The organism is Amphritea atlantica (genome assembly GCF_018860855.1).
Classification (GTDB): Bacteria; Pseudomonadota; Gammaproteobacteria; order Pseudomonadales; family Balneatricaceae; genus Amphritea; species Amphritea atlantica_A.
This window is the reverse complement of sequence record NZ_JAHKQE010000013.1, coordinates 92,627-115,995: the sequence shown is the minus strand read 5'-3', so window position 1 is coordinate 115,995 and position 23,369 is coordinate 92,627. Positions and strand designations below refer to the sequence as shown.

At 47.2% G+C, this 23,369-nt stretch carries 19 protein-coding genes and 4 tRNA genes; 22 read left to right on the top strand and 1 reads right to left on the bottom strand.

The window, feature by feature from the left end:
- Positions 1 to 16 precede the first annotated feature (16 nt).
- The 9 genes from KO512_RS05435 to rpoS all read left to right on the top strand — a co-directional run bounded on the left by KO512_RS05435 (position 17) and on the right by rpoS (position 8,770).
- Positions 17 to 1,648, top strand: a complete 1,632-nt coding sequence (locus KO512_RS05435) for a CTP synthase (RefSeq protein WP_215951314.1) — start codon at positions 17 to 19, stop codon at positions 1,646 to 1,648.
- Positions 1,649 to 1,678: 30 nt separating this feature from the next.
- Positions 1,679 to 2,974: a phosphopyruvate hydratase gene (gene eno / locus KO512_RS05430; protein ID WP_215951313.1), complete on the top strand. Its 1,296-nt coding sequence runs from the start codon at positions 1,679 to 1,681 to the stop codon at positions 2,972 to 2,974.
- Positions 2,975 to 3,052: 78 nt separating this feature from the next.
- Positions 3,053 to 3,376: a cell division protein FtsB gene (gene ftsB / locus KO512_RS05425; protein ID WP_303493225.1), complete on the top strand. Its 324-nt coding sequence runs from the start codon at positions 3,053 to 3,055 to the stop codon at positions 3,374 to 3,376.
- 17 nt (positions 3,377 to 3,393) lie between these two features.
- Positions 3,394 to 4,452, top strand: a complete 1,059-nt coding sequence (truD, locus tag KO512_RS05420; RefSeq protein ID WP_215951312.1) for a tRNA pseudouridine(13) synthase TruD — start codon at positions 3,394 to 3,396, stop codon at positions 4,450 to 4,452.
- Complete coding sequence (gene surE / locus KO512_RS05415) at positions 4,452 to 5,201, top strand: 5'/3'-nucleotidase SurE (RefSeq protein ID WP_215951311.1); 750 nt, start codon at positions 4,452 to 4,454, stop codon at positions 5,199 to 5,201. Before truD ends, surE begins: the two co-directional genes overlap by 1 nt.
- Positions 5,198 to 5,866, top strand: coding sequence for a protein-L-isoaspartate(D-aspartate) O-methyltransferase (locus tag KO512_RS05410; RefSeq protein WP_436792268.1), 669 nt, complete (start codon positions 5,198 to 5,200; stop codon positions 5,864 to 5,866). The genes surE and KO512_RS05410 overlap by 4 nt, the downstream gene beginning before the upstream one ends.
- Before the next feature lie 24 nt (positions 5,867 to 5,890).
- The gene (locus KO512_RS05405; RefSeq protein ID WP_215951310.1) at positions 5,891 to 6,829 is read left to right on the top strand and encodes a DUF368 domain-containing protein; all 939 of its coding nucleotides are present in this window, start codon (positions 5,891 to 5,893) and stop codon (positions 6,827 to 6,829) included.
- A 3-nt stretch (positions 6,830 to 6,832) separates the two neighbouring features.
- Positions 6,833 to 7,708, top strand: coding sequence for a peptidoglycan DD-metalloendopeptidase family protein (locus KO512_RS05400; RefSeq protein WP_215951309.1), 876 nt, complete (start codon positions 6,833 to 6,835; stop codon positions 7,706 to 7,708).
- A 72-nt stretch (positions 7,709 to 7,780) separates the two neighbouring features.
- Positions 7,781 to 8,770, top strand: coding sequence for an RNA polymerase sigma factor RpoS (gene rpoS, locus KO512_RS05395; protein ID WP_215951308.1), 990 nt, complete (start codon positions 7,781 to 7,783; stop codon positions 8,768 to 8,770).
- Positions 8,771 to 8,870: 100 nt separating this feature from the next.
- On the opposite strand, the gene mutS is transcribed toward rpoS, so the two are convergent.
- Complete coding sequence (gene mutS, locus KO512_RS05390; protein ID WP_215951307.1) at positions 8,871 to 11,462, bottom strand: DNA mismatch repair protein MutS; 2,592 nt, start codon at positions 11,460 to 11,462, stop codon at positions 8,871 to 8,873.
- Between the two features lie 775 nt (positions 11,463 to 12,237).
- On the opposite strand from mutS, the gene KO512_RS05385 reads away from it, so the two are divergent.
- The 13 genes from KO512_RS05385 (at position 12,238) to thiI (ending at position 23,364) form a co-directional block, all read left to right on the top strand.
- Positions 12,238 to 13,506, top strand: a complete 1,269-nt coding sequence (locus KO512_RS05385) for a cytochrome P450 (RefSeq protein WP_252734838.1) — start codon at positions 12,238 to 12,240, stop codon at positions 13,504 to 13,506.
- Positions 13,499 to 14,413, top strand: a complete 915-nt coding sequence (locus KO512_RS05380) for a lysophospholipid acyltransferase family protein (RefSeq protein ID WP_215951305.1) — start codon at positions 13,499 to 13,501, stop codon at positions 14,411 to 14,413. The genes KO512_RS05385 and KO512_RS05380 overlap by 8 nt, the downstream gene beginning before the upstream one ends.
- Before the next feature lie 87 nt (positions 14,414 to 14,500).
- Positions 14,501 to 14,992: a CinA family protein gene (locus KO512_RS05375; protein WP_215951304.1), complete on the top strand. Its 492-nt coding sequence runs from the start codon at positions 14,501 to 14,503 to the stop codon at positions 14,990 to 14,992.
- Between the two features lie 97 nt (positions 14,993 to 15,089).
- The gene (gene recA, locus KO512_RS05370; protein ID WP_215951303.1) at positions 15,090 to 16,133 is read left to right on the top strand and encodes a recombinase RecA; all 1,044 of its coding nucleotides are present in this window, start codon (positions 15,090 to 15,092) and stop codon (positions 16,131 to 16,133) included.
- Positions 16,134 to 16,215: 82 nt separating this feature from the next.
- Positions 16,216 to 16,680, top strand: a complete 465-nt coding sequence (locus KO512_RS05365; RefSeq protein ID WP_215951302.1) for a regulatory protein RecX — start codon at positions 16,216 to 16,218, stop codon at positions 16,678 to 16,680.
- A gap of 206 nt (positions 16,681 to 16,886) precedes the next feature.
- Positions 16,887 to 19,439, top strand: a complete 2,553-nt coding sequence (alaS, locus tag KO512_RS05360; RefSeq protein ID WP_215951393.1) for an alanine--tRNA ligase — start codon at positions 16,887 to 16,889, stop codon at positions 19,437 to 19,439.
- Positions 19,440 to 19,478: 39 nt separating this feature from the next.
- A complete protein-coding gene (locus KO512_RS05355) occupies positions 19,479 to 20,714 on the top strand; it encodes an aspartate kinase (protein ID WP_215951301.1) in 1,236 nt (411 codons plus the stop codon).
- A 149-nt stretch (positions 20,715 to 20,863) separates the two neighbouring features.
- Positions 20,864 to 21,046: a carbon storage regulator CsrA gene (csrA, locus tag KO512_RS05350; RefSeq protein WP_126157485.1), complete on the top strand. Its 183-nt coding sequence runs from the start codon at positions 20,864 to 20,866 to the stop codon at positions 21,044 to 21,046.
- Positions 21,047 to 21,113: 67 nt separating this feature from the next.
- Positions 21,114 to 21,203 (top strand) — tRNA-Ser (locus tag KO512_RS05345).
- Between the two features lie 4 nt (positions 21,204 to 21,207).
- A tRNA-Arg gene (locus tag KO512_RS05340) sits at positions 21,208 to 21,284 on the top strand.
- Positions 21,285 to 21,351: 67 nt separating this feature from the next.
- Positions 21,352 to 21,428: transfer RNA gene (locus tag KO512_RS05335), tRNA-Arg, on the top strand.
- Positions 21,429 to 21,492: 64 nt separating this feature from the next.
- Positions 21,493 to 21,569: transfer RNA gene (locus tag KO512_RS05330), tRNA-Arg, on the top strand.
- Between the two features lie 337 nt (positions 21,570 to 21,906).
- The gene (gene thiI / locus KO512_RS05325) at positions 21,907 to 23,364 is read left to right on the top strand and encodes a tRNA uracil 4-sulfurtransferase ThiI (RefSeq protein ID WP_215951300.1); all 1,458 of its coding nucleotides are present in this window, start codon (positions 21,907 to 21,909) and stop codon (positions 23,362 to 23,364) included.
- Positions 23,365 to 23,369 lie beyond the last annotated feature (5 nt).

Here is a 23,369-nt window from a genome sequence, read left to right as displayed (position 1 = left end):
CAAATACAGGTTCCTCATGACGCGATATATTTTCGTCACAGGCGGTGTTGTTTCCTCATTGGGGAAAGGCATCGCATCCGCTTCACTTGCAGCAATTCTTGAGGCCCGCGGGCTGAAAGTTACCATGCTGAAATTGGATCCGTATATCAACGTAGATCCAGGGACGATGAGTCCTATTCAACATGGTGAGGTATTTGTTACCGAAGATGGCGCCGAGACTGACCTGGATTTAGGTCACTATGAGCGTTTCATCCGCACGACCATGTCGAAGCGCAATAACTTTACGGCGGGGCGGGTCTACCAGCACGTGCTGCGTAAAGAACGCCGTGGTGACTATCTCGGTGGTACGGTTCAGGTGATTCCACATATTACCGATGAGATAAAACGTCGAGTACTGGAAGGCTCTGGTGATGCGGATATCGCTTTGGTTGAAATTGGCGGTACCGTCGGTGATATCGAATCGCTGCCCTTTATGGAAGCGGTGCGTCAACTACGTGTTGAATTAGGTGCCCGTCGGGCTATGTTCATGCACTTGACGCTGGTGCCTTATATCGCCACTGCGGGTGAGATCAAAACAAAACCATCACAGCATTCAGTAAAAGAGTTGCGTTCGATCGGTATTCAGCCTGATATTCTGGTGTGTCGTTCTGATTTCGCACTGCCTATCTCTTCACGTCGTAAGTTGTCTCTGTTTACCAATGTGGAAGAGCGTGCGGTTATCTCGTTACCGGATGCCGACTGTATCTACCGTATTCCGCGGATGCTCAGTGAGCAGAAACTGGATCAGATTGTGATAGAGCAATTTAATCTGGAATGCCCGCCAGCCGACCTATCTGAATGGGATCGCGTTTCTGATGCTAAGTTGAATCCGCATCGTGAAGTGACCATTGCCATGGTTGGCAAGTATATGGAACTGCTGGATGCGTATAAATCGCTGATTGAAGCGATCTCCCATGCCGGTATCGCGCTGCGCACTAAAGTGAACATCAAATATATCGATTCTGAGCAGATTGAACGCGATGGTGTCGATCTGTTGGAAGATGTTTCAGCTATTCTGGTGCCCGGCGGCTTTGGCGAGCGTGGTGTCGAAGGTAAGATCGCGGCAGTTAAGTATGCCCGAGAAAATAAAGTACCTTATTTAGGTATCTGCCTTGGGATGCAAGTAGCGGTCATCGAATATGCCCGCCATGTAGCCGGTATTACCGATGCGAGCAGTACAGAGTTTGATGCAAATACCGCATCGCCGCTGATCGGTTTGATCACCGAGTGGATGACCGAAGAGGGTGCTAAAGAGATTCGCGGCTATACCGATGATCTTGGCGGCACTATGCGCTTGGGCGCCCAGGTTTGCACCCTGAAAGAGGGTACCACGGCTTATCAAGCTTATGGTTCTACTGAAATTAAAGAGCGTCATCGTCATCGTTATGAAGTAAACAACAACTACGTTGCGCAACTTGAAGAGGCGGGCTTAATTGTTTCGGGTCGCTCTGTCGATGGTGAACTAGTTGAGGTAGTCGAGGCTCCGGATCATCCGTGGTTTGTTGCCTGCCAGTTCCACCCTGAATTTACCTCTACCCCAAGGGATGGGCATGGTTTGTTCAGTGGTTTTATCGAGGCGGCGTTAACCTACGCTGACCTTGAAAAGTAAAGAATACTTATTATTTTTGGAGTTTCGTCAATGGCACAGATTGCTGACATTAAAGCCCGTGAAGTTCTTGATTCCCGTGGTAACCCGACCGTTGAAGCTGATGTAATTCTTGATTCCGGTATTATGGGTTCTGCCTGCGCACCTTCCGGTGCATCTACCGGTTCTCGCGAAGCATTGGAACTGCGTGACGGTGATAAAAGCCGTTACTTGGGTAAAGGTGTGTTGAAAGCGGTGGGCGCAGTTAACGGTGTTATCCGCGATGCTTTGATCGGTATGGATGTCACCGATCAGCGTGCATTGGATAATACAATGCTGGCGTTAGATGGTACTGAGAATAAAGAGAACCTTGGCGCGAATGCGATTCTGGCGGTCTCTCTTGCAGCAGCGAAAGCGGCGGCTTTGGTTAAAGGTATCCCTCTTTACGCTCATATTGCTGAGATTAACGGTACTGCGGGTCAGTTCTCTTTGCCTGTACCAATGATGAATATCCTCAACGGCGGCGAACATGCCGATAACAACGTTGATATTCAAGAGTTTATGGTTCAGCCAGTTAACTTTACTAAGTTCTCTGATGGCCTGCGGTGTGGTGCAGAGATCTTCCACTCATTGAAAGCGGTATTGAAGGCCCGTGGTCTGAGTACAGCGGTGGGTGATGAAGGTGGTTTTGCGCCAAACCTTGAATCTAACGAAGAAGCGTTGGTGGTTATTCAAGAAGCGATCTCTAATGCCGGTTATGAATTAGGTAAAGATGTTACCTTGGCACTGGATTGCGCCGCGTCTGAATTCTACAAAGATGGCAAATATGATCTGTCTGGTGAAGGTAAAGTCTTTGATGCTGAAGGTTTTAGTGATTACCTTGCCGCACTGACCGAAAACTATCCAATCGTTTCTATTGAAGATGGTTTGGATGAGTCTGATTGGGATGGTTGGGCATATCTGACGAAGAAGATCGGCGACAAGATCCAACTGGTCGGTGATGACCTGTTTGTGACTAACACCAAGATTCTGAGCCGGGGTATTGAGCAGAGCATCGGTAACTCAATCTTAATCAAGTTCAACCAGATCGGTTCTCTGTCTGAGACTCTGGACGCGATTAAGATGGCTAAAGATGCGGGCTTTACCGTGGTTATCTCTCACCGTTCCGGTGAGACAGAAGATACCACTATCGCTGATTTGGCGGTGGGTACGGCAGCCGGTCAGATTAAGACTGGCTCACTGTGTCGTTCAGACCGTGTGGCTAAGTACAACCGTTTGCTGCGCATTGAAGAAGAGCTCGGTGCGGACGCTGTTTACAACGGTTTATCTGAAATCAAAGGTCAGGGTTAATTTTTAACTGATCTGTGAAATACTAGGGGGCTTAACGCCCCCTTTTTTGACTATATAGAATAAGAGTGCTGCCGAACTGTGTTTCGCTGGAGTTTATTTCGTTCAATTTTGTTGTTGCTGTTGATCTGTTTGGTCGGACTGCAGTATCGGCTATGGTTTGGCGAAGCTAATCTTGGCGATGTGCAGGCATTGCAGCAGGAGATCGAACGGCAACGGGCTGAAAATGACCTTCTGGTAAATCGTAACCATCAGTTAGATGCCGAGGTTAAAGACCTTAAGCAGGGACTGGAGGCGCTGGAAGAGCGAGCCCGAAATCAGCTGGGAATGGTGAAAGAGGGAGAATCCTTCTTTCAACTGGTCCCTGCGTTGCCAGGTAAGCCATCGGCCGATAGCGGCCAGTAACGGAAGCCCTTGCGTTAATGAACTTTCCAACTGAATTACAATATTTATATGGTGAGCCAGCCAGTCGTGCGGTTATCCGAACTGAGCCTGACGACTTCAGGGTAATAGAAGATCTTTCTTTTGAGCCTGAAGGCAGCGGCGATCATGTGTTTCTATATATCCGTAAAACCGGCGAAAACACCGATTGGGTTGCCCGTCAGTTGGCGCATTTTTGTCAGGTAAGCCCGAAAGAGGTGGGTTATGCCGGTAAAAAGGATCGTCATGCGGTTACCGAACAATGGTTTAGTGTGCATCTGCCGGGTCGGTCACCGTTAACCTGGTCTCTGTTCGAGACCGACACCATCAAAGTGCTTAAAGCGGTAAAACACACCCGTAAGCTACGGTTGGGTAGCCTTAACGGTAATCGTTTTCAGATTCGTTTACGTCAAGTGACCGAGCCTGATGCGCTATTGAGTCGTGTTGAAGAGATTCGTGCGGGCGTGCCAAACTATTTTGGTGAGCAGCGGTTTGGCCATCATGGCGGTAACCTGACTAAGGGTGCGCTGCTGATTGCCGGTAAGTTGAAAGAGCGCCAACGGCACAAGAAAGGTCTTTATATCTCAGCTGTGCGTTCATATATGTTTAATCAACTGGTGTCGCAGCGTATAGAGCAGTCTGTCTTTGCTCAGCCGATGCTAGGCGATGTGCTGATGATCAATGGTAGCCAAAGCTGCTTTCCCTTTGATGCTGAAGATGCAACGATTCTGAGTCGTCTCGGCTCAGGTGATCTGCACCTTACTGCAGCAATGTGGGGCCGAGGGCGCTCTATTTGTAGCGACGATGCGGCCGCTTGGGAAATTGATCAGCTCAAACCTTGGCAGGAACAACTCGAAGGGTTGGAGCGTTTAGGTTTGAATCAAGAACGTCGTTCAACTCGTTTAATGCCTGGGAATCTGACGGTTGAACGGGAAGCGGATGATCAGTTCTTGTTGGCCTTTGATCTGCCAGCCGGTAGCTTCGCGACCAGTGTGTTGCGTGAATTAGCACAGGTGTCATCGGCATCGGTATCGGCTCAACCCGAGTCAGAGGCGGAATAATGAGATTATTACTATCGAATGATGATGGTGTGTATGCCCCAGGTCTGGAGTCGTTAGGGCGAATTTTAGCGCAAGATGCAGAGATCGTCGTGGTCGCGCCGGATCGCAACCGTAGCGGTGCCAGTAACTCTTTAACACTGGATCGTCCCCTTGAATCGCACCGCCATCAAAATGGTTTTGTCGGTATTAACGGTACCCCGACCGATTGTGTTCATCTAGGCATGGGCGGTATCTTCAGTGATGCCCCTGATATGGTGATTTCCGGGATTAATTGCGGCTGTAACCTAGGTGATGATGTGATCTATTCCGGTACTGTTGCCGCTGCGATGGAGGGGCGGCATCTGCACTTACCACCGATTGCTGTATCGTTAGAGGGTAGCAACCCAAAGCATTATGATACGGCGGCGGAGGTGGTGCGTAAGCTGATTAAGGATATTCGAGGATTGGTACTGGCACCGCGGACGGTGTTGAATGTTAATGTTCCTGATTTACCGCTGGATCAGCTCAAAGGGATTCATGTGACCCGTTTAGGTCACCGAGTGATGGCCGATGCACCGGTTGAGTCCTTTGACCCTCGGGGTAAACAGCGATTCTGGATTGCCGGCGCGGGTGCTGCGGCTGACTGTGGTCCTGGCACTGACTTTTTTGCGGTAAAATCGGGATATGTCTCGATAACCCCGCTTAATATTGATATGACTCAGTATTCCGGTATGGATAATCTGAGTAACTGGTTAGAGGATGCAGAGTGAATAAGTTGCAGTTGCAGGGGATTGGGATGACTTCCCAGCGTACCCGCAGCAGATTGGTGCAGCGGCTGAAAGATCAGGGTATTTCCGATCAGCTAGTGCTGGATGTTATGGGTAATACGCCGCGGCATATTTTTATTGATGAGGCGCTGTCGCATCGGGCCTATGAAGATACCGCGTTACCGATTGGGTTTAACCAAACGATATCGCAACCCTATATTGTTGCGCGAATGACAGAGATTCTGCTGGCTGGTGGCCCGCTTGAGCGAGTACTCGAAGTGGGTACAGGGTCAGGCTATCAGACGACAGTTCTGGCACAATTGGTTAATAAGGTATTTAGTGTCGAGCGCATTAAACCGCTGCAAGAGAAGGCGCGGCAGCGTTTTTCGCTATTGAAAATTCGCAATGTGTCTTTGAGACACAGTGATGGTGGTATGGGCTGGGCTGACCGAGGCCCGTTTGATGGCATTATGGTCACCGCAGCACCAGAGGAAGTCCCCCCCGAATTGTTGGTACAGTTAGCCGTGGGTGGGCGATTGGTTATTCCAGTGGGCGGCACTCAGAATCAGCAACTTAAACTGGTTATGAGGGTCTCAGAAACAGAGTATGAAACATCGGTGCTTGAAGGGGTTAAATTTGTGCCACTTTTGAGCGGTACGGTACGCTGAGCAGATAGGTTGATGGAAGATCAAATGAATATAAAGCGTACAACGAGGGATTTTATTGGGCTTTTTTTAAAAGGCGTAATGATGGGCGCTGCCGATGTCGTGCCCGGCGTTTCCGGTGGCACCATTGCGTTTATCACCGGCATCTATGAAGAGCTGATTAATACCATTAAAAGCTTTAACCCTGCGGCACTGAGGGTGTTGTTCAAACAGGGCCCCGCCGCTTTCTGGCGGCAGGTAAATGGTAACTTCCTCGTCGTGTTACTCGCGGGTATTGTGGCCAGTATTGCTACCATTGCTGGCGGTGTGCTGTTTTTACTGAGTCACTATCCGATTCTGTTGTGGGCGTTCTTTTTTGGTCTGATACTGGCATCGGTATGGCTGGTGATGAGTCATATCAAAAAATGGGATGCCAATCTGGTCTCTAGTTTTATCATCGGTGCTATCATCGCTTATCTGATTACCAGTCTTGCGCCAGTGAGTGTTGAGCCAACAGCGATGATGGTGTTTATCTCCGGTGCCATCGCAATTTGCGCGATGATTTTGCCCGGTATCTCCGGTAGTTTTATTTTGCTGCTGTTGGGGATGTACGCGCATATTCTGACGGCGGTTAAGGGCGCCGATATTCAGCTGATTAGTCTGTTCATGTTAGGCTGTGTCGTGGGCATTATGAGTTTTTCTCGGGTGTTAAGTTGGATGTTTAGTCATCATCATCAGGTAACCTTAGCATTGTTGTCTGGCTTTATGTTGGGTTCGTTAAATAAAGTCTGGCCATGGAAATATACGCTGTCCTATACGATTAATCGGCATGGTGAGCAGGTGCCGTTATTGCAAGATAATGTGCTGCCTTGGCACTTTGAGAGCATTACCGGGCAGTCATCTTTTCTCTTTTGGGCGGTGGGCTTAGCGCTGGTAGGTATTGCGATTGTCGTTGTTATGGAGCGCTTTCAGGCAGTTAAGGAATAAACTATGGTGAGAGCTCATGCTGATCCCTTCATAACGACGGCGTTGTTGGTCGTTGTTTTGATGTTGTCTGCCTGTAGCTCTAGCAGTCGTTATACGCCGATTGATGAACGCTCCATTGGCGGCCGTCAACCGGTGAAAGTGGTCAGTAGTCAGCCTCCGCCTGGCCAGTACCGTGTGCGCCGAGGGGATACACTCTATTCAATAGCATTTCGTTATGGCCTAGACTTTAGACAGTTGGCGAAGCGTAATAATATCAGTGATCGTTATCAAATCTATCCGGGTCAGGTTTTGTCCCTTAAAGCCTCAGCTTTGCGACCGACGCAGGCGTCTTCCTCAGTTAAACCAATCAAAAAGTCTACATCTGTTGAACCAGCAAAAACCACAAAGCCCACAAAACCGGTAACGCGGACGACAACGAAAAAAGTGGTTGCGGCCCCTGTCGTTGCGAGTAAAAAAAGTGCTTCTACTAACGTTAACAAATCCACAAAACCTGCTTCGACACGCGCATTGAGTTGGCGTTGGCCCACCTCGGGGCAAATTATTCAGCGTTTCAGTAATAAAGGAAAGGTGAATAAGGGTATTAACTTTGCCGGTCGTAAAGGTGCGCCGGTGTACGCGGCGGAAGCGGGTGAAGTCGTTTATGCCGGTAGTGGTTTATTAGGCTACGGAAACCTCGTTATTATTCACCATAATCAGAAATTTCTAAGTGCGTATGCGCATAACAGTCGCATTCTTGTGAAAGAAAATGATAAGGTAAAAACAGGCGACAAAATTGCTGAAATTGGCAATAGTGGAGCTGCCCGAACAATGCTGCATTTTGAGATTCGCAGAGATGGCCAACCTGTTGATCCAATGTTGTATCTGCCGCGTAAACGATGAACACTTAATTCATTATCACTAAGTAGTAACTAATAAAAAGCAATAATAACTAAGTTACTCGGGATTAATACGATGGTAAATGTAGAAAATAATGAAAAGGAGCTGGAGACTGTTTCAGTTGATGTAGAAGAGACTGATCTGGCTGTTAAGACTAAAGAGGATCCCGCATTTCTCAATAGCGGACGGGGCAAAGGGAGTATGGCCCATAACGATTTGTTGAGTGCCAAAACGCTTGATGCCACACAGCTATACCTAAATGAAATCGGCTTCTCTCCGTTGCTTACCGCCGAGGAGGAGGTTTATTTCTCTCGGCTGTCCTTAAAAGGGGATGAGCCTTCCCGCAAACGGATGATTGAAAGTAACTTGCGCTTGGTGGTTAAAATTGCGCGCCGTTATATCAATCGAGGGCTAACACTGCTTGATCTTATAGAAGAGGGTAACCTTGGGTTAATCCGCGCAGTTGAAAAATTTGACCCAGAACGAGGCTTTCGTTTCTCAACCTATGCGACTTGGTGGATAAGACAGACCATCGAGCGAGCTATTATGAATCAGACTCGGACTATTCGCTTGCCGATTCATGTGGTGAAAGAACTCAATGTGTATCTACGAGCCGCCCGTGAGTTGGCTCAAAAGCTCGATCATGAACCCACCGTTGAAGAGATCGCTGCCGCCGTTGATAAGCCGGTGGCTAATGTGGAGAAGATGTTCGGTCTGAATGAGCGTGTAACCTCCATTGACGTACCGGTAGGTAAAGATTCTGACAAGATGTTGTTGGATACCATTGCCGATGAGGAATCCTCCGATCCTGAAACATTACTGCAGAACTCTAATATCAGCGGTAATCTGGAAAGTTGGCTGGGTACGTTGCCAGAAAAACATGCTGAAGTGCTATCGCGTCGATTTGGTCTTAGGGGCTATGAGATGAGTACACTTGAAGAGGTTGGCAAAGAGATCGGCCTAACCCGTGAGCGGGTACGACAGATACAGGTTGAAGCGCTGCGTAAGCTGCGTGAGATTGTTGAGCGTAATGGACTCTGTGGAGAAGACTTGCTGAAGAATTAGGGCGAATTTACTGTTAATAAAATAAAAAAACCGAACATCTGTGTTCGGTTTTTTTCGTTTTAGAGCTTAGTTTGAAATTTGGTTCAGGTTGAATGTTAGTTTAGCTGCGTTCGGCTTCTTTTTTCAGTGTATAGAGCAGCTCTAGCGCCTGACGGGGGGTTAGGTTATCTGGCTCTAATGACTTTAATTGCGTTAGCGCTGGATGAGGTCGTGGCGCGACAAACAGATCGTCTTGTACCGGTGGTGGTTGCCGGCGCTGTTCAGTTTGTCCGGTATCGTCCTCAAGCTGAATCAGCTTTTGGCGGGCGCGGCTAATGACATTCGCTGGAACACCGGCTAACTGCGCGACCTGTAAACCGTAGCTCTGGCTGGCGGGGCCTTCCTGAACCTCATGCATAAAGACAATATGATCCTGATGCTCCATCGCTGTCAGGTGGACATTGAAAACCCCTTGGCAGATTTCTGGTAGTACTGTTAGCTCAAAGTAATGGGTGGCGAACAGGGTCATCGCTTTGACTTCATTGGCGAGATATTCCGCAGCAGACCAAGCCAGTGAAAGCCCGTCGAAGGTGCTGGTGCCACGGCCAACTTCATCCATTAAAACCAAGCTACGTTCGGTGGCGTTATGCAGAATATTGGCTGTCTCGGTCATCTCCACCATAAAGGTCGACCGTCCGCCGGCGAGATCGTCTGACGAGCCCATGCGGGTAAAAATCCGATCAACCAGGCCGATGGTCGCGGATTGTGCCGGTACATAGCTGCCGATATGGGCTAGTAATGTGATCAGTGCGGCTTGGCGCATATAGGTTGATTTACCGCCCATGTTCGGGCCGGTGATAATCAGCATTTGTCGCTCCGGTGACAGACTTAGGTTGTTGGCGACAAAAGGGTCGTCGAGCACATCCTCGACCACCGGATGGCGACCACCGGAAACTTCAATTTGAGGCTCATCAGTTAGTGTTGGGGCAACATAGTCGAGGGTATCGGCACGTTCGGCTAGGTTACAGAGCACATCTAACTCGGCCAGTGCTGCGGCACTGTCTTGCAGCTCAGCCAAAGGCTCTGCAAGGGTTTCGATAAGCGCTTCGTAGAGTGATTTTTCCCGACTCAGGGCTCGGCTTTTAGCGCTCAAGGCTTTGTCTTCGAAGGTCTTAAGCTCGGGAGTAATATAGCGTTCAGCGTTTTTGAGTGTTTGACGACGAATATAATCCGCCGGTACTTCGGCTTTTTGCGCTTTGCCGATCTCAATAAAGTAGCCGTGTACTCGGTTGTAGCCTACTTTTAGCGTGCTAATGCCGGTGCGTTCTCGTTCGCGGGTCTCTAGTTGTACTAAATAGTCTCCAGCGTTTTCACTGAGCCCCCGAAGTTCATCTAGTTCGGCATCATAACCGGTCGCGATCACGCCGCCATCTCGGATCACCACCGGTGGGTTTTCAATAACGGCTTTGTTCAGTAACTCGCAAAGTTCAGGGAAGGTACTGATGGTTTCCGCTAGATTCTTGAGCAGTACAGGCTTAGTTGTCGCCAAGTGGTCCTGTATCTCAGGTAATACTTGAAAGGCGTTTTTTAGTCTTTCAAGGTCGCGGGGCCGTGCAGAACGCAATGCGACTCGCGCCAATACCCGTTCAATATCACCGATCTGCTTAAGTGCTGGCGATATCTGTTCAAATTGATAATCGCTGATCAACCATTGTAATGCCGCTTGACGTGATTGCAGGGTGTTGCGGCAGCGTAGTGGGCGATTAAGCCATCGATGCAGCATCCGGCTGCCCATGGCGGTAGCGGTTTTATCGATGACTGAGGCGAGAGTGTTATCCCGACCGCCAGCCAGATTCTGATCAATTTCAAGATTTTTACGAGTGGCGGCATCTAAGATTACGCTTTCATCGCGTTGTTCTAAAATCAGCCGGCGGATATGGGGCAGTGCGGTACGCTGAGTGTCTTTGGCGTATTGCAGTAGGCAGCCCGCTGCACCGAGTGCTACCGGTAGGTGGTCGCAACCAAAACCACTGAGGTCTTTGGTTTGAAATTGCTGGCAAAGAAGCCGTTCGGCGGTTTCCCGCTCGAAATTCCAGGGTGCTTGAGGCCGCAATCCGCGATAGTTTTGCAGTTGTTCAGCAAGATTATGGCCATCATTAAATAGAATTTCGGCGGGTTTGATCCGTTCGAGCTCACCGTGAAGCGCTTCTTCATCGTTTATTTCTAGCAAACTAAACCGACCGGTGCTGATATCAACGATGGCAATACCGTAACCTTGTAGATCGGTATTGACGGCGATCAGCAGGCTATCGCGTCGCTCATCAAGCAGGGCTTCATCGCTGAGTGTGCCCGGTGTGACAATACGCATGACTTTACGCTCGACCGGCCCTTTACTAGTCGCTGGATCCCCGACTTGCTCACAGATAGCGACGGATTCTCCAGCACGAACAATTTTTGCGATATAACCATCGGCTGAGTGGTATGGAATACCCGCCATCGGGATCGGATCACCGGCTGATTTACCACGAGCGGTGAGTGAAATATCGAGCAGTTGTGAGGCTTTTTTGGCATCGTCAAAGAACAGCTCATAAAAGTCACCCATGCGATAGAACACCAGTTGATCAGGATGCTCCGCCTTAATTTTAAGGTATTGCTGCATCATTGGGGTGTGTTCGGGTTTTTCTATCTTTGATTTTGCTGTGTTTTTGCTCATTTAATATCTATTTTATCGCTATGTAACAAGTAGTTGTGTTGTTTGTATCTACTTGTTCAGTTGGGTTTAGAGTCGTGCATAGGTACTCAATAATATTGCTCAGCTAAAGCGTTTCTTTTCGTTATGGTTAAGTACCATGTTAGAAAAAGTGACACTTTTATCGCGCAGTTATTCAGATCAGATGCTCGATACTAGACAGGTTTGAGTCGAACTGAATAATATGACTTAGGCAAGTGGAGCAGGTTACCAAATCGGTCGTTAAACCGCTATCCTCTAGTGCCTGAGCTGTGTCTTGCATATAGGTTTTATCAACTGTTTTGGAACAAATGCCTTTTGTGTATAAAGTGGGCTGTATTTGGTAAATTGGTTGATGCCTTATTATGCTATATCTATTCAACTACAATCTTTGTTACGCATTTGTCATATATTGGCGACTAGATAAGCTTGTTTAGTGGTGAAAAACATCAAAACAGGTGACACCTTGTACTTTTTTATTCTAAAGAAAGGGAATGAGTATTTTGTGACTTCCTAATTGTAGTTCCCCTAGTGTAATAAGTTGTTTTGTTGTATATGTTTCCAGCAGAGAAAGCTAATTTTCTTGATAATTAACTGTTTTGGTCGATAAATAAACATGAAAACACCTGAAAGGCCGTCATTATTTGTACCAGTTAAAACATCAAGGCCAAAGTCGTCAAGTTTGTCTTTATGGGATATGCGAAAATTTCATCAAAATATGCTCTCTATTTGGTCTGATAAGGCATATAGAGCAAAAAAAATGTCGTTTAAGTTGTTGAATCAAGAGTACATTCTTTGTAATTCACCTGACACAGTGAGGCAGGTGTTTCTTGATCGTCATGATATTTATGATAAAAAAAGCCCGCAAATGCGACATGCACTTGAACCATTATTGGGGGATGGGCTATTTGTTAGTGATGGTGAGCTTTGGAAGGCTCGTCGTAAAGCCTGCTCTCCTCCTTTTGAAAGTACTTTTTTGGCTGACTTTGCTGCGGTGATGACTGCTTCAGCTGTTGAGACAGGGGAGCGTTGGAATAACTTACCAGATGGTGCCACTGTCGATGTGCTCAATGAAATGGCGAGGCTGACAGCACAGATTATTGGGCGTACTGTTTTTGGTGATGATGTATCAGATAATGATGCTGCCAAGGTTGTGAATGGCTTTACAGAATATCAACATACTATTAATCAGCTTGATTATGCGGATACCTTTGGTCTTCCTTTTCTTCGACGCTTGGGTAATCCATTTAAACGTAAAAAAGCAGCTAAGGCTGCTGCTGAGGTACATCAGGTTATCGATCAGATTATTGAGCGTTATAAGCAAGACAATAAGTCTGACCGTTTGACATTGTTATCGGTACTGTTGGATGGGGATATGTCCTCTTCAGGACGAAGAGGCTGTCCAATGGGGGCTGAAGCTGCAAGAAATGAAGCCATTGTGATGTTTATGGCGGGGCATGAGACAACCGCTAACGCCTTGGCTTGGAGTTGGTATTTACTTGATGGTTGTGAGCGATCGCGTCGCAAAATGTATGATGAGATTGATAGCGTCCTTCAGGGGCGAACGCCGACTCTAGATGATGTTGCTAATTTGCCTTTTACGCGGGCGGTATTTGAAGAGTCGCTAAGGCTTTACCCACCGGTTCCGTTACTCAGTCGTGAGGCTCGTAGTAATGATGAGATTCGTGGCAGCAAGGTTAAAAAAGGTACTATTATGTTGGCATTACCTTGGTTGCTGCATCGGCATGAGCTTGAGTGGGAAAACCCTAATGCATTTTACCCTGAGCGCTTCATGCCGGGTAATCCACGACCCGATAAATTTCTCTATATCCCCTTTAGTGTAGGTCATCGGGTTTGTTTAGGGTTACGTTTCGGTTTAACTGAAGGTATTTTATGTTTAGCAACGTTGGCGCAGCGTTTTGAGTTAAGGCTACCAGAAAATCATCAGGTAGAGATTGAGTGTCGATTAACACTGCGGCCTAAAGGCGGTTTGCCAATGGTGCTGAGTAAAAGAGGCGGGTATGAGTAAGCAGAAGTTCTCCATTCGACAACATTCAGAACTCTTTATGGTTGCTGTGTTTCGTTTGTTACCAATCGATATGGTTTCTTCAATTGGAGCTTGGCTAGGACGGCGCCGTGTACAAAGGGCGATAAGGTTAAAGAGAAAATGGGTGGAACGATTACACCGCAACTTTGAGTGTTTAGAAGGGCTGACGGAGCATCGGCTAAGAGAGCAGCGAATTATTCAACATGTTGAACATCTTGGTCGTGTTTATAGTGAATATGCGGTCTTACATAAAATAGCCCTTAGGCGTTTCAATGTTGAAGGAGGTGAACGTATATCAGGTATTGATGGGCCAGTTATCTATGTGTGTATACACACAGGACATTGGGAATTAATAGGGGAGGTAATAAGGCGTTTTGGGGGGAATGTAGTGGCACTATATGATCCGATTCCAGATAAAGCACGCTTGAAAGTGGCTATGGATGTTCGTAAAAATTTTCGCCCTGAAAATGCTGGTACGCGTTATGTTCCTGCTTCACCTAGGGCTGCAAGAGATATGATGAACTACCTTAAACAGGGTGAAAGCTTGTCGATATTCATTGACGAAGAGAAAGATGGCCTCGTTTGGGCGCCAGCACTTGGTAGAAAAATTCCTTTGGCTGGAAATCGGATGCTAGCAGCAAGGTTAGCCGTTAAGCAGGGTTTACCGGTTATTCCAATACATATTCAACGTAAAGAAGGCGCTAATTTTGAGGCAACGATTGAGCCTCCAATTTTACCGGATGGTCGTTTAGATAAGAAGTTGGCCGCTGCCGAACTAGCCAAACAGTTGAATGATATTTCAGAACGATGGGTTAAGGAAGATATCAGTCATTGGTATTGGTTGGCTCAGTTGAATTTGGATAAGCCTTTCCCGAAGAAGAGATCGTGAAAAAGAAATATCACTTGTTTACATAAGTAGGGATGAGGGTATGTCTTCTGGTCATGTCGGTTTTGGTCAATCAGTTTAGGGCAATAAATGGATACACAACAACAAGTTAAAGTTTTGGCACAATTAGCTCAGGATAAGCAGGTAAGAGTTGCCACGGCAGAGTCGTGTACCGGAGGTTGGGTGGCGCAGGAGATGACTGCTTTAGCCGGTAGCTCAAACTGGTTTGAGTGTGGTTTTGTGACCTATAGTAATGAAGCGAAGACTCAGATGTTGGGCGTGCCGCAAGAACTATTTGTGAGTGATGGCGCGGTCAGTGAAGCGGTTGTAGTTGCCATGGCTGAAGGTGCGGTGGCGAATAGTTTAGCCGGTTTAAGTGTGTCGATCAGCGGGGTTGCAGGTCCTGGTGGAGGAACACCGGAGAAGCCTGTCGGTACCGTTTGGATGGCTTGGGCGCTCGAGGGACAACCAACAGAGACGCATTGTTTTCAGTTTGCCGGTGATCGTCATGCGGTACGTTCGGCTGCTGTGACTGAAGCTTTAAAAGGGCTTATAAAACAACTGAATGAAAGCACTGTATAAAAAAACAGATTTTTTACTTGCAAACAGAAGCCGCTATGTTAATAATGCTGGTCAAACATACAGTATTTTAACTGCGCTGCAGAGATAGGTCATTACAATGGATGCAAACAGACAGAAGGCACTTGATGCTGCCCTGAGTCAGATTGAACGTCAATTTGGTAAAGGTGCCGTCATGAAGATGGGGGATCATCCTCGGGAAGCGATTCCTGCAATCTCGACCGGTTCGCTCGGGCTGGATATTGCACTGGGCATAGGGGGATTACCTACCGGCCGTATTGTCGAAATCTATGGTCCAGAATCATCCGGTAAGACAACACTAACGCTGCAGGTGATTGCTGAAGCCCAAAAAATGGGTAAAACCTGTGCATTTATCGATGCTGAACATGCGCTTGATCCCGGTTATGCTGAAAAGCTGGGTGTTAATGTTGATGATATGTTGGTTTCTCAGCCTGATACCGGTGAGCAAGCGCTAGAAATTACCGATATGTTGGTGCGTTCTAATGCTGTTGATGTATTGGTTATTGACTCGGTTGCCGCACTGACGCCTAAGGCTGAAATTGAAGGCGAGATGGGCGACTCGCATATGGGGTTGCAGGCACGCTTGATGTCTCAGGCCTTGCGTAAGCTGACCGGTAATGTAAAGAATGCTAATACGCTGGTGATCTTTATTAACCAGATCCGTATGAAGATCGGTGTGATGTTCGGCTCACCAGAGACGACAACCGGTGGTAATGCACTTAAATTTTATGCCTCTGTTCGCTTGGATATCCGTCGTATCGGTGCAGTGAAGCAGGGTGATGAAATAGTCGGTAACGAAACGCGGGTTAAGGTTGTTAAGAACAAAGTATCACCGCCTTTCCGTGAAGCTGAGTTCCAAATCATGTATGGTCGCGGCATCTATCATATGGGTGAAGTGATCGATCTTGGTGTTAAACATGGTTTCGTCGACAAGTCCGGTGCTTGGTATGCTTATCAAGGGACCAAGATTGGTCAAGGTAAGGCGAATGCTGCGAAATACCTCGAAGAGCATCCTGAAATAGCCGTAGAAGTTGAGACAGCCATTCGTGAGAAGCTGTTAGCAGTGCCAGCGCCAAAAGAGAAAGATGAAAAAAAGGCCGCTGAGCCTCAACTCGATCTGTAGACGTTTAAGTGATATTTGAAATAAGGAGCCGTAAGGCTCCTTTTTAGTGGATTCTGGTTAGATGATTTGTCTGAGGTGAAAGATGAGAGTATTCGAAACCCAATCTGAGGCAAAAAACGCAGCAATTGGTCTATTGGCTCGGCGTGAGCACTCCCGTAAAGAGTTACGGGATAAGTTATTAGCGCGTTGTGAATCAGTGGATCTTGATGCGGTGCTTGATGAACTTGAATCCAAAGGGTATCAGTCTGATCAGCGTTTTACTGAAAGTTTTATCCGTATGCGGGTGGGGCAAGGGCAGGGGTTGATCAAAATTCGCTTCGAGTTACAGCGAAAAGGGATTGATAATGAATTGATTGCCAGCGCTTTTGAAGAGGCTGATATCGATTGGTTCGAGCTCGCTGCGGATTTGTATGCGCGTAAGTACCGAACCGCTTTAGACTCGACTGACTACAAAGAGAAAGGTAAAAGGATGCGCTTTATGTCGCAACGGGGGTTTAATGCGGCGCAAATCAATTTTGCGATCGAGTCCGCTTCTGAACATGAGTAAGTCAGCCTTTTTGCCTAATAATATCTAATATCCATCCCTGCTCGAAAAACCTTCCGAAATAAAAATATTCGTAGATTTAAGCGTCTCGTTATATACTACTTCGCCATTTTTGTAATGATTTTCACGTCTGTTTCTAAGTTTCTGTTTTGTATCGGGAACAGTGATGTAACGGTTAGGTATTGCGAGCGATTAAAGCGATGAAAAAGATGAAAAGTGCTGAACTGCGTCAGGCCTTTCTGGGATATTTCCAATCTCAGGGGCATGAAATTGTTGAAAGTAGTTCACTGATTCCAGCGAATGACCCAACCCTGATGTTCACCAATGCGGGTATGGTACAGTTTAAAGATGTTTTCCTCGGCAGCGATAAACGCTCTTATAGCCGAGCCACCAGTAGTCAGCGCTGTGTCCGTGCGGGCGGTAAACACAATGATTTGGATAATGTGGGCTATACCGCGCGTCACCATACCTTTTTTGAAATGTTAGGTAACTTTAGTTTTGGCGACTATTTTAAGCGTGATGCGATCCGCTTTGCCTGGTATTTCCTGACAGAAGTTCTTGAACTGCCGAAAGAGAAGCTTTGGGTCACTGTACATATCTCTGACGATGAAGCAGAAAAGATTTGGAAAGACGAAATGGGTATCGATCCGGATCGCTTCTCTAAATTGGATGAAGATAACTTCTGGTCAATGGGTGATACCGGTCCTTGTGGTCCATCCAGTGAGATCTTTTATGATCACGGTGCTGATGTTTGGGGTGGGCCTCCGGGTAGCCCTGAAGAAGATGGCGACCGGTATATCGAGATCTGGAACCTCGTCTTTATGCAGTTCAACCGTTCTGCGGATGGTTCTATGACGCCGTTGCCTAAGCCGTCTGTTGATACGGGAATGGGCCTTGAACGTATCGCCGCAGTGCTGCAGGGTGTTCATTCGAACTATGAAATTGATCTGTTTCAGAATTTGTTGAAGGCTGCCTCAGTAGCTGTCGGCTGCCAAGAAACTGATAATCAGTCTTTACGGGTAATTGCCGATCATATTCGTAGCTGTGCCTTTTTGATTTGTGATGATGTTATCCCCTCGAATGAAGGGGCGGGTTATGTGCTGCGACGGATTATTCGTCGGGCTGTGCGCCATGGCAATAAGCTGGGTGCGAATGGTGCCTTTTTCCATACGCTGGTGGCCGCATTGGTAACCGAGATGGGTGATGCTTACCCAGAGTTGAACGAAAAACAGGCTCAGGTTGAACGCATACTGTTAAAAGAGGAAGAGCAGTTTGCCAAGACGCTGGATCATGGTCTTCGTTTGTTGGAAGAGGTGATTGCAGGGCTGAGTGGTACAGAGATTCCCGGCGAAACAGTTTTTAAACTGTATGACACCTATGGCTTCCCGGTTGATTTGACCGCCGATGTCGCCCGAGAGCATCAATTGACGGTCGATATGGATGGTTTTGATCAAGCGATGGAAGATCAGCGTAATCGTGCCCGTGCAGCGGGTAAGTTTAATGTTGATTACAATGATGCGCTGTACCTAGAAGGGCAAACTGAATTTACCGGTTATAGCCAACTGGATGGCACGGCCAAGGTTGTGGCGTTGTTCTGTGATGGCGAGCCGGTTGAGCAGCTTAATACGGGTGATAATGGTATGGTCGTGCTGGATCAGACGCCGTTTTATGGCGAATCTGGCGGACAAGTTGGCGATACCGGTCTGTTAACCGCTGCGGGTGTTGAGTTCCGAGTTGAAGACTGTACTAAAGAATCCAAAAACCATCTGCACCATGGTGTCCTAGTGAGTGGACGTCTTGCCGTTGGTGACACAGTCACCCCTCAGGTGGATGAAGCGAAACGTCGTGCGACGGCCGTGAACCATTCGGCAACTCATATTCTGCATGAAGCGTTACGTCAGGTCCTAGGTGATCACGTACAGCAAAAAGGCTCGCTGTGTGATGCAGATCGTTTGCGGTTTGATTTCTCTCACTTTGAGGCGGTTAAGCCTGAAGAGCTGAAGCAGATCGAGCAGATTTGTAATGAGCAGATTCGTCTGAATACGGTGGTGCAAACCGACATTATGGATCTTGAAACGGCTAAACAGACCGGTGCTGCCGCACTCTTTGGTGAGAAATATGAAGAGACTGTTCGGGTGTTGACCATGGGCGACGGTTTTTCCGTTGAACTTTGTGGTGGCACCCACGCTGCCCGCACCGGCGATATTGCGCTACTGAAAATCATCTCAGAAGGCGGTATTGCTGCCGGTGTACGTCGTATTGAAGCGGTCACCGGTGCTAAAGCGTTGGCATATATTGACCAGTCTGCTGCGCAGTTGGAAGCAAAACTTCAGGAACAAGCCGATAAAAATCGTCAGTTGGAAAAAGAGCTGGAACAGATGAAAACTCAGCTCGCCGCCGCTAAAGGTGCGGACCTGCTGGGTAATGCGGTTGATGTGAAGGGCGTTAAAGTCCTGGCGGAACAATTAGACGGTGTCGATCCTAAAGCACTGCGCGATACCATTGATCAGTTAAAGAATAAACTGGGTAGCGGTGTTGTTGTTTTGGCAACCGTTGTTGACGGTAAAGTCAGTTTGGCTGCCGGTGTGACGAAGGATCTAATTGGACAGGTGAAAGCCGGTGATCTGGTTCGTAATCTGACGGCAGCATTGGGTGGTAAAGGTGGTGGTCGTCCTGATTTTGCTCAGGGAGGCGGAACCGATGCAGAGGCTCTGCCAGCGGTGTTAGCGACTGTACAGCAGTTGGTTGAACAGAATTTGTAATGATGGCAGCCGTGAGGCTGAGAAAGGGAACAGATAAGTATGGCCCTATATGTACAGAAGTATGGAGGAACCTCGGTTGGTACCGTTGAGCGTATTCAGGGTATAGCCGATAAGGTTAAAGGCTTTCGTGAAGCTGGGCATGATATTGTGGTGGTTGTTTCAGCCATGAGTGGTGAAACCAACCGTCTGATTGGTCTAGCGAAAGAGATGCAAGACAAGCCTGATCCTCGTGAGATGGATGTGCTTGTTTCTACCGGTGAACAGGTCACAATAGCGCTGCTATGTATGGCGCTTCAGGCGCGTGGTGTGAGTGCGCGTTCTTATACCGGTGGCCAGGTTAAGATTTTAACTGATGATGTGCATATGAAGGCGCGGATTCAGAATATTGAAGTGGATTCGATTCGTACTGATCTGCAGCAAGGGCGAGTCGTCGTGGTTGCTGGTTTTCAGGGAGTTGATTCTGACGGAAATATCACCACGTTAGGCCGTGGTGGCTCTGATACTACTGGCGTTGCCTTAGCGGCGGCGCTAAAAGCTGATGAGTGTCAGATCTATACGGACGTAGATGGCGTATACACTACTGACCCTAGGGTTGTAGAAGGTGCGCGTCGTATGGATAAGATCACCTTCGAAGAGATGCTGGAAATGGCCAGCCTTGGTTCGAAGGTGCTGCAGATTCGATCAGTCGAGTTCGCAGGTAAATACAATGTGCCTCTCCGGGTTCTGCACAGTTTTAAGGAGGGTCCAGGTACACTTATAACAACAGAGGAAGACGATACAGTGGAAAAACCGGTCATCTCAGGTATTGCATTTAACCGCGATGAAGCGAAGCTGACAGTTCTGGGTGTGCCAGATATTCCAGGTGTTGCTTCTCGTATTCTGGGGCCTATTAGTCGGGCGAATGTTGAAGTTGATATGATTCTTCAAAATGTCGCGGCGGATAATACAACGGACTTTACATTTACGGTTCATCGTAATGACTTTGCTGTTGCACAGGAGATTCTTCAGAAGGTTCAAGAAGAGTTAGGTGCGCGTGAGATCAGTGGGAACAATAAGATTGCTAAAGTGTCTATTGTTGGCGTTGGCATGCGTTCTCATTCAGGTGTCGCCAGCAAGATGTTCGATACACTAGCGGGTGACAATATCAATATTCAGATGATATCAACGTCTGAAATTAAGGTTTCTGTCGTCATTGCTGAAAAATATCTGGAGTTAGCAGTACGTGGTTTACATTCTGCTTTCGATCTAGACGCGGCTGATACAGTTAGCGAATAAACTTACCAGCAGTGGTCTATAGTTAGGCTACTGTTGAACAAATATAATGTTTAACGCAAGGTCACCCTGCGGCAGCCCTTTGTTTGTAATAACGCAAACAGGAGTGGTCAGGTCTGTAGTACTTGTCTGTTAAATAAGGAGATTTATCTATGCTTATACTTACACGCCGTGTTGGTGAAACCTTAATGGTTGGTGATGACGTTACTGTGACTGTTCTAGGTGTTAAAGGGAACCAAGTGCGCATTGGTGTTAACGCGCCTAAAGACATTTCTGTGCATCGCGAAGAGATCTATCAGCGTATTCAGAAAGAAAAAGAACAGGAAAGTGAATAATTACGTTTTTACAGGATTAGCGCTTTTCTTTTGAAAATCTATCTTGTATTATACGCGCCGTTGTCAAGGTGAGATGGCCGAGTGGCTGAAGGCGCGCCCCTGCTAAGGGCGTATAGGGGAAACTCTATCGAGGGTTCGAATCCCTCTCTCACCGCCATTTAGCGCCCGTAGCTCAGCTGGATAGAGTACCTGGCTACGAACCAGGCGGTCGCACGTTCGAATCGTGCCGGGCGCACCACTCCTTAAAGATTATTGATAATCTTATGGAAATGGTAAATGGATGGTAAATACAACTTTTTAGGTAAGCGCCCGTAGCTCAGCTGGATAGAGTACCTGGCTACGAACCAGGCGGTCGCACGTTCGAATCGTGCCGGGCGCACCACCTAAATAATTGTGAATGTTTCAACTGCTTAATTGTTTATCTGCTTCAAAATATTACCTGATACGCGCCCGTAGCTCAGCTGGATAGAGTACCTGGCTACGAACCAGGCGGTCGCACGTTCGAATCGTGCCGGGCGCACCAGCTAATATTATTTTCTTTTCTATTATTTCTTTGTAACTTCCTATCTAAGAAAATCTCTCCCTATCCTGTAAATACTTCACAGAAACGATGTTTGTCATTATTTTAAATGGTGCAGACCTGTCTTTCTTATTTCCTTTTTTTATGTCTATGCTCTCACTCATGCTGCGCTAGTGGTTTGTCTGCAAGGGCGCCTTGTATCCCTGTTTGATCTCATCCAATGCTGTTTATGATATGCACTCTTTTAATGTATCGGGCTTTGCTTGGGCCGTATGAATTTTGTCCCACCTTGTTAGCAATGTATAATGGCCGCCCTTTTAACCCTGCGCAGATGTAAACCATGAAATTTATTGTCAAACTCTTTCCTGAAATCACGATCAAGAGCAAGCCTGTTCGTAAACGCTTTATCCAGCGTCTGCAATCTAACCTGCAGGTGACACTAAAGCGTATCGATAATGATATTAAAGTGCGGGGGTTATGGGATCGGGTTGAGGTTGAGTTGCCATCTGCGGATGCTGAATTGAGAGCACAGGCAGTTGATTTGATGACCTGTACACCGGGGATTCAGCACATTCTTGAAGTGGATCAATATCCGCTGGGTGATTTTGAAGATGTATTTCAGATTGCTAAGTCGGTCTATGCTGAACAGGTTAAAGGGAAAACCTTTGTTGTACGGATCAAGCGGGGTGGAAAGCATGAGTTTAAATCCGTTGATCTAGAGCGTTATATTGGCGGTGGCCTGTTGCAGCATTGCGATACGAAGGGGGTGGATCTTCATAACCCTGAAGTCACTGTGAAGCTCGAGATACGTGATGAACATCTGTTTCTGATCTCTCATCAGCATAAAGGTTTAGGTGGTTATCCTTTAGGCACTCAGGAAGATGTCGTGTCCCTGATATCGGGCGGTTTTGATTCAGTGGTCGCCAGTTATATGACAATGCGGCGGGGTAGTAAAACCCACTTTCTCTTCTTTAATCTGGGTGGGCGCGCTCATGAGATGGGGGTGAAACAGATCGCACTTTATCTGTGGCAGAAATATGGTAGCGCTTCACGGGTTAAGTTTATCTCAGTGCCATTTGATGAAGTAGTCGGTGAAATACTGCAGAACGTTCATCACACGCATATGGGTGTGATCTTAAAGCGGATGATGATGAGGGCCGCGGAAAAAGTCGCCGACCGTATGAAGTTACCGGCGTTGGTTACCGGAGAGAGTATTGCGCAGGTATCGAGTCAGACCTTAGTTAACCTGCAGGTAATCGACTCTGTTACCTCTAAACTTGTCGTGCGTCCACTGATCACGATGGATAAGCAAGACATCATTGATATTACCAAAACCATCGGGGCATATGATTTCGCTAAAAATATCCCTGAATATTGTGGTGTTATTTCAGATCGTCCCACAACGAATGCTAAGATGGATCGTATTGAAGAGGAAGAAGCCAATTTCGATTACGATGTGTTAACGCAGGCGCTAAATAATACTCAGGTCATCACTATCGATAAAATTGTTGAAGATATTAATGTGAATACCACCATTGAGGCTTTAACGCGAGTCGGTGAGCACCAGAAAATTATCGATATACGTCATAGTCGTGAGCAGGAACGTAAACCGCTGAATATGCCGAAGGCTGAAGTGTTGACGATTCCCTTCTTTGATCTTGAAACAAAATTTCAAGAACTCGATCCTAATCATGAATATCTTTTGTATTGTGATAAGGGGGTGATGAGTCAGATGCATGCCCAGAACCTGCAGGATAAGGGTTATTTGAACGTTAAAGTCTATCGTCCTGAGGGGTAAAGGTG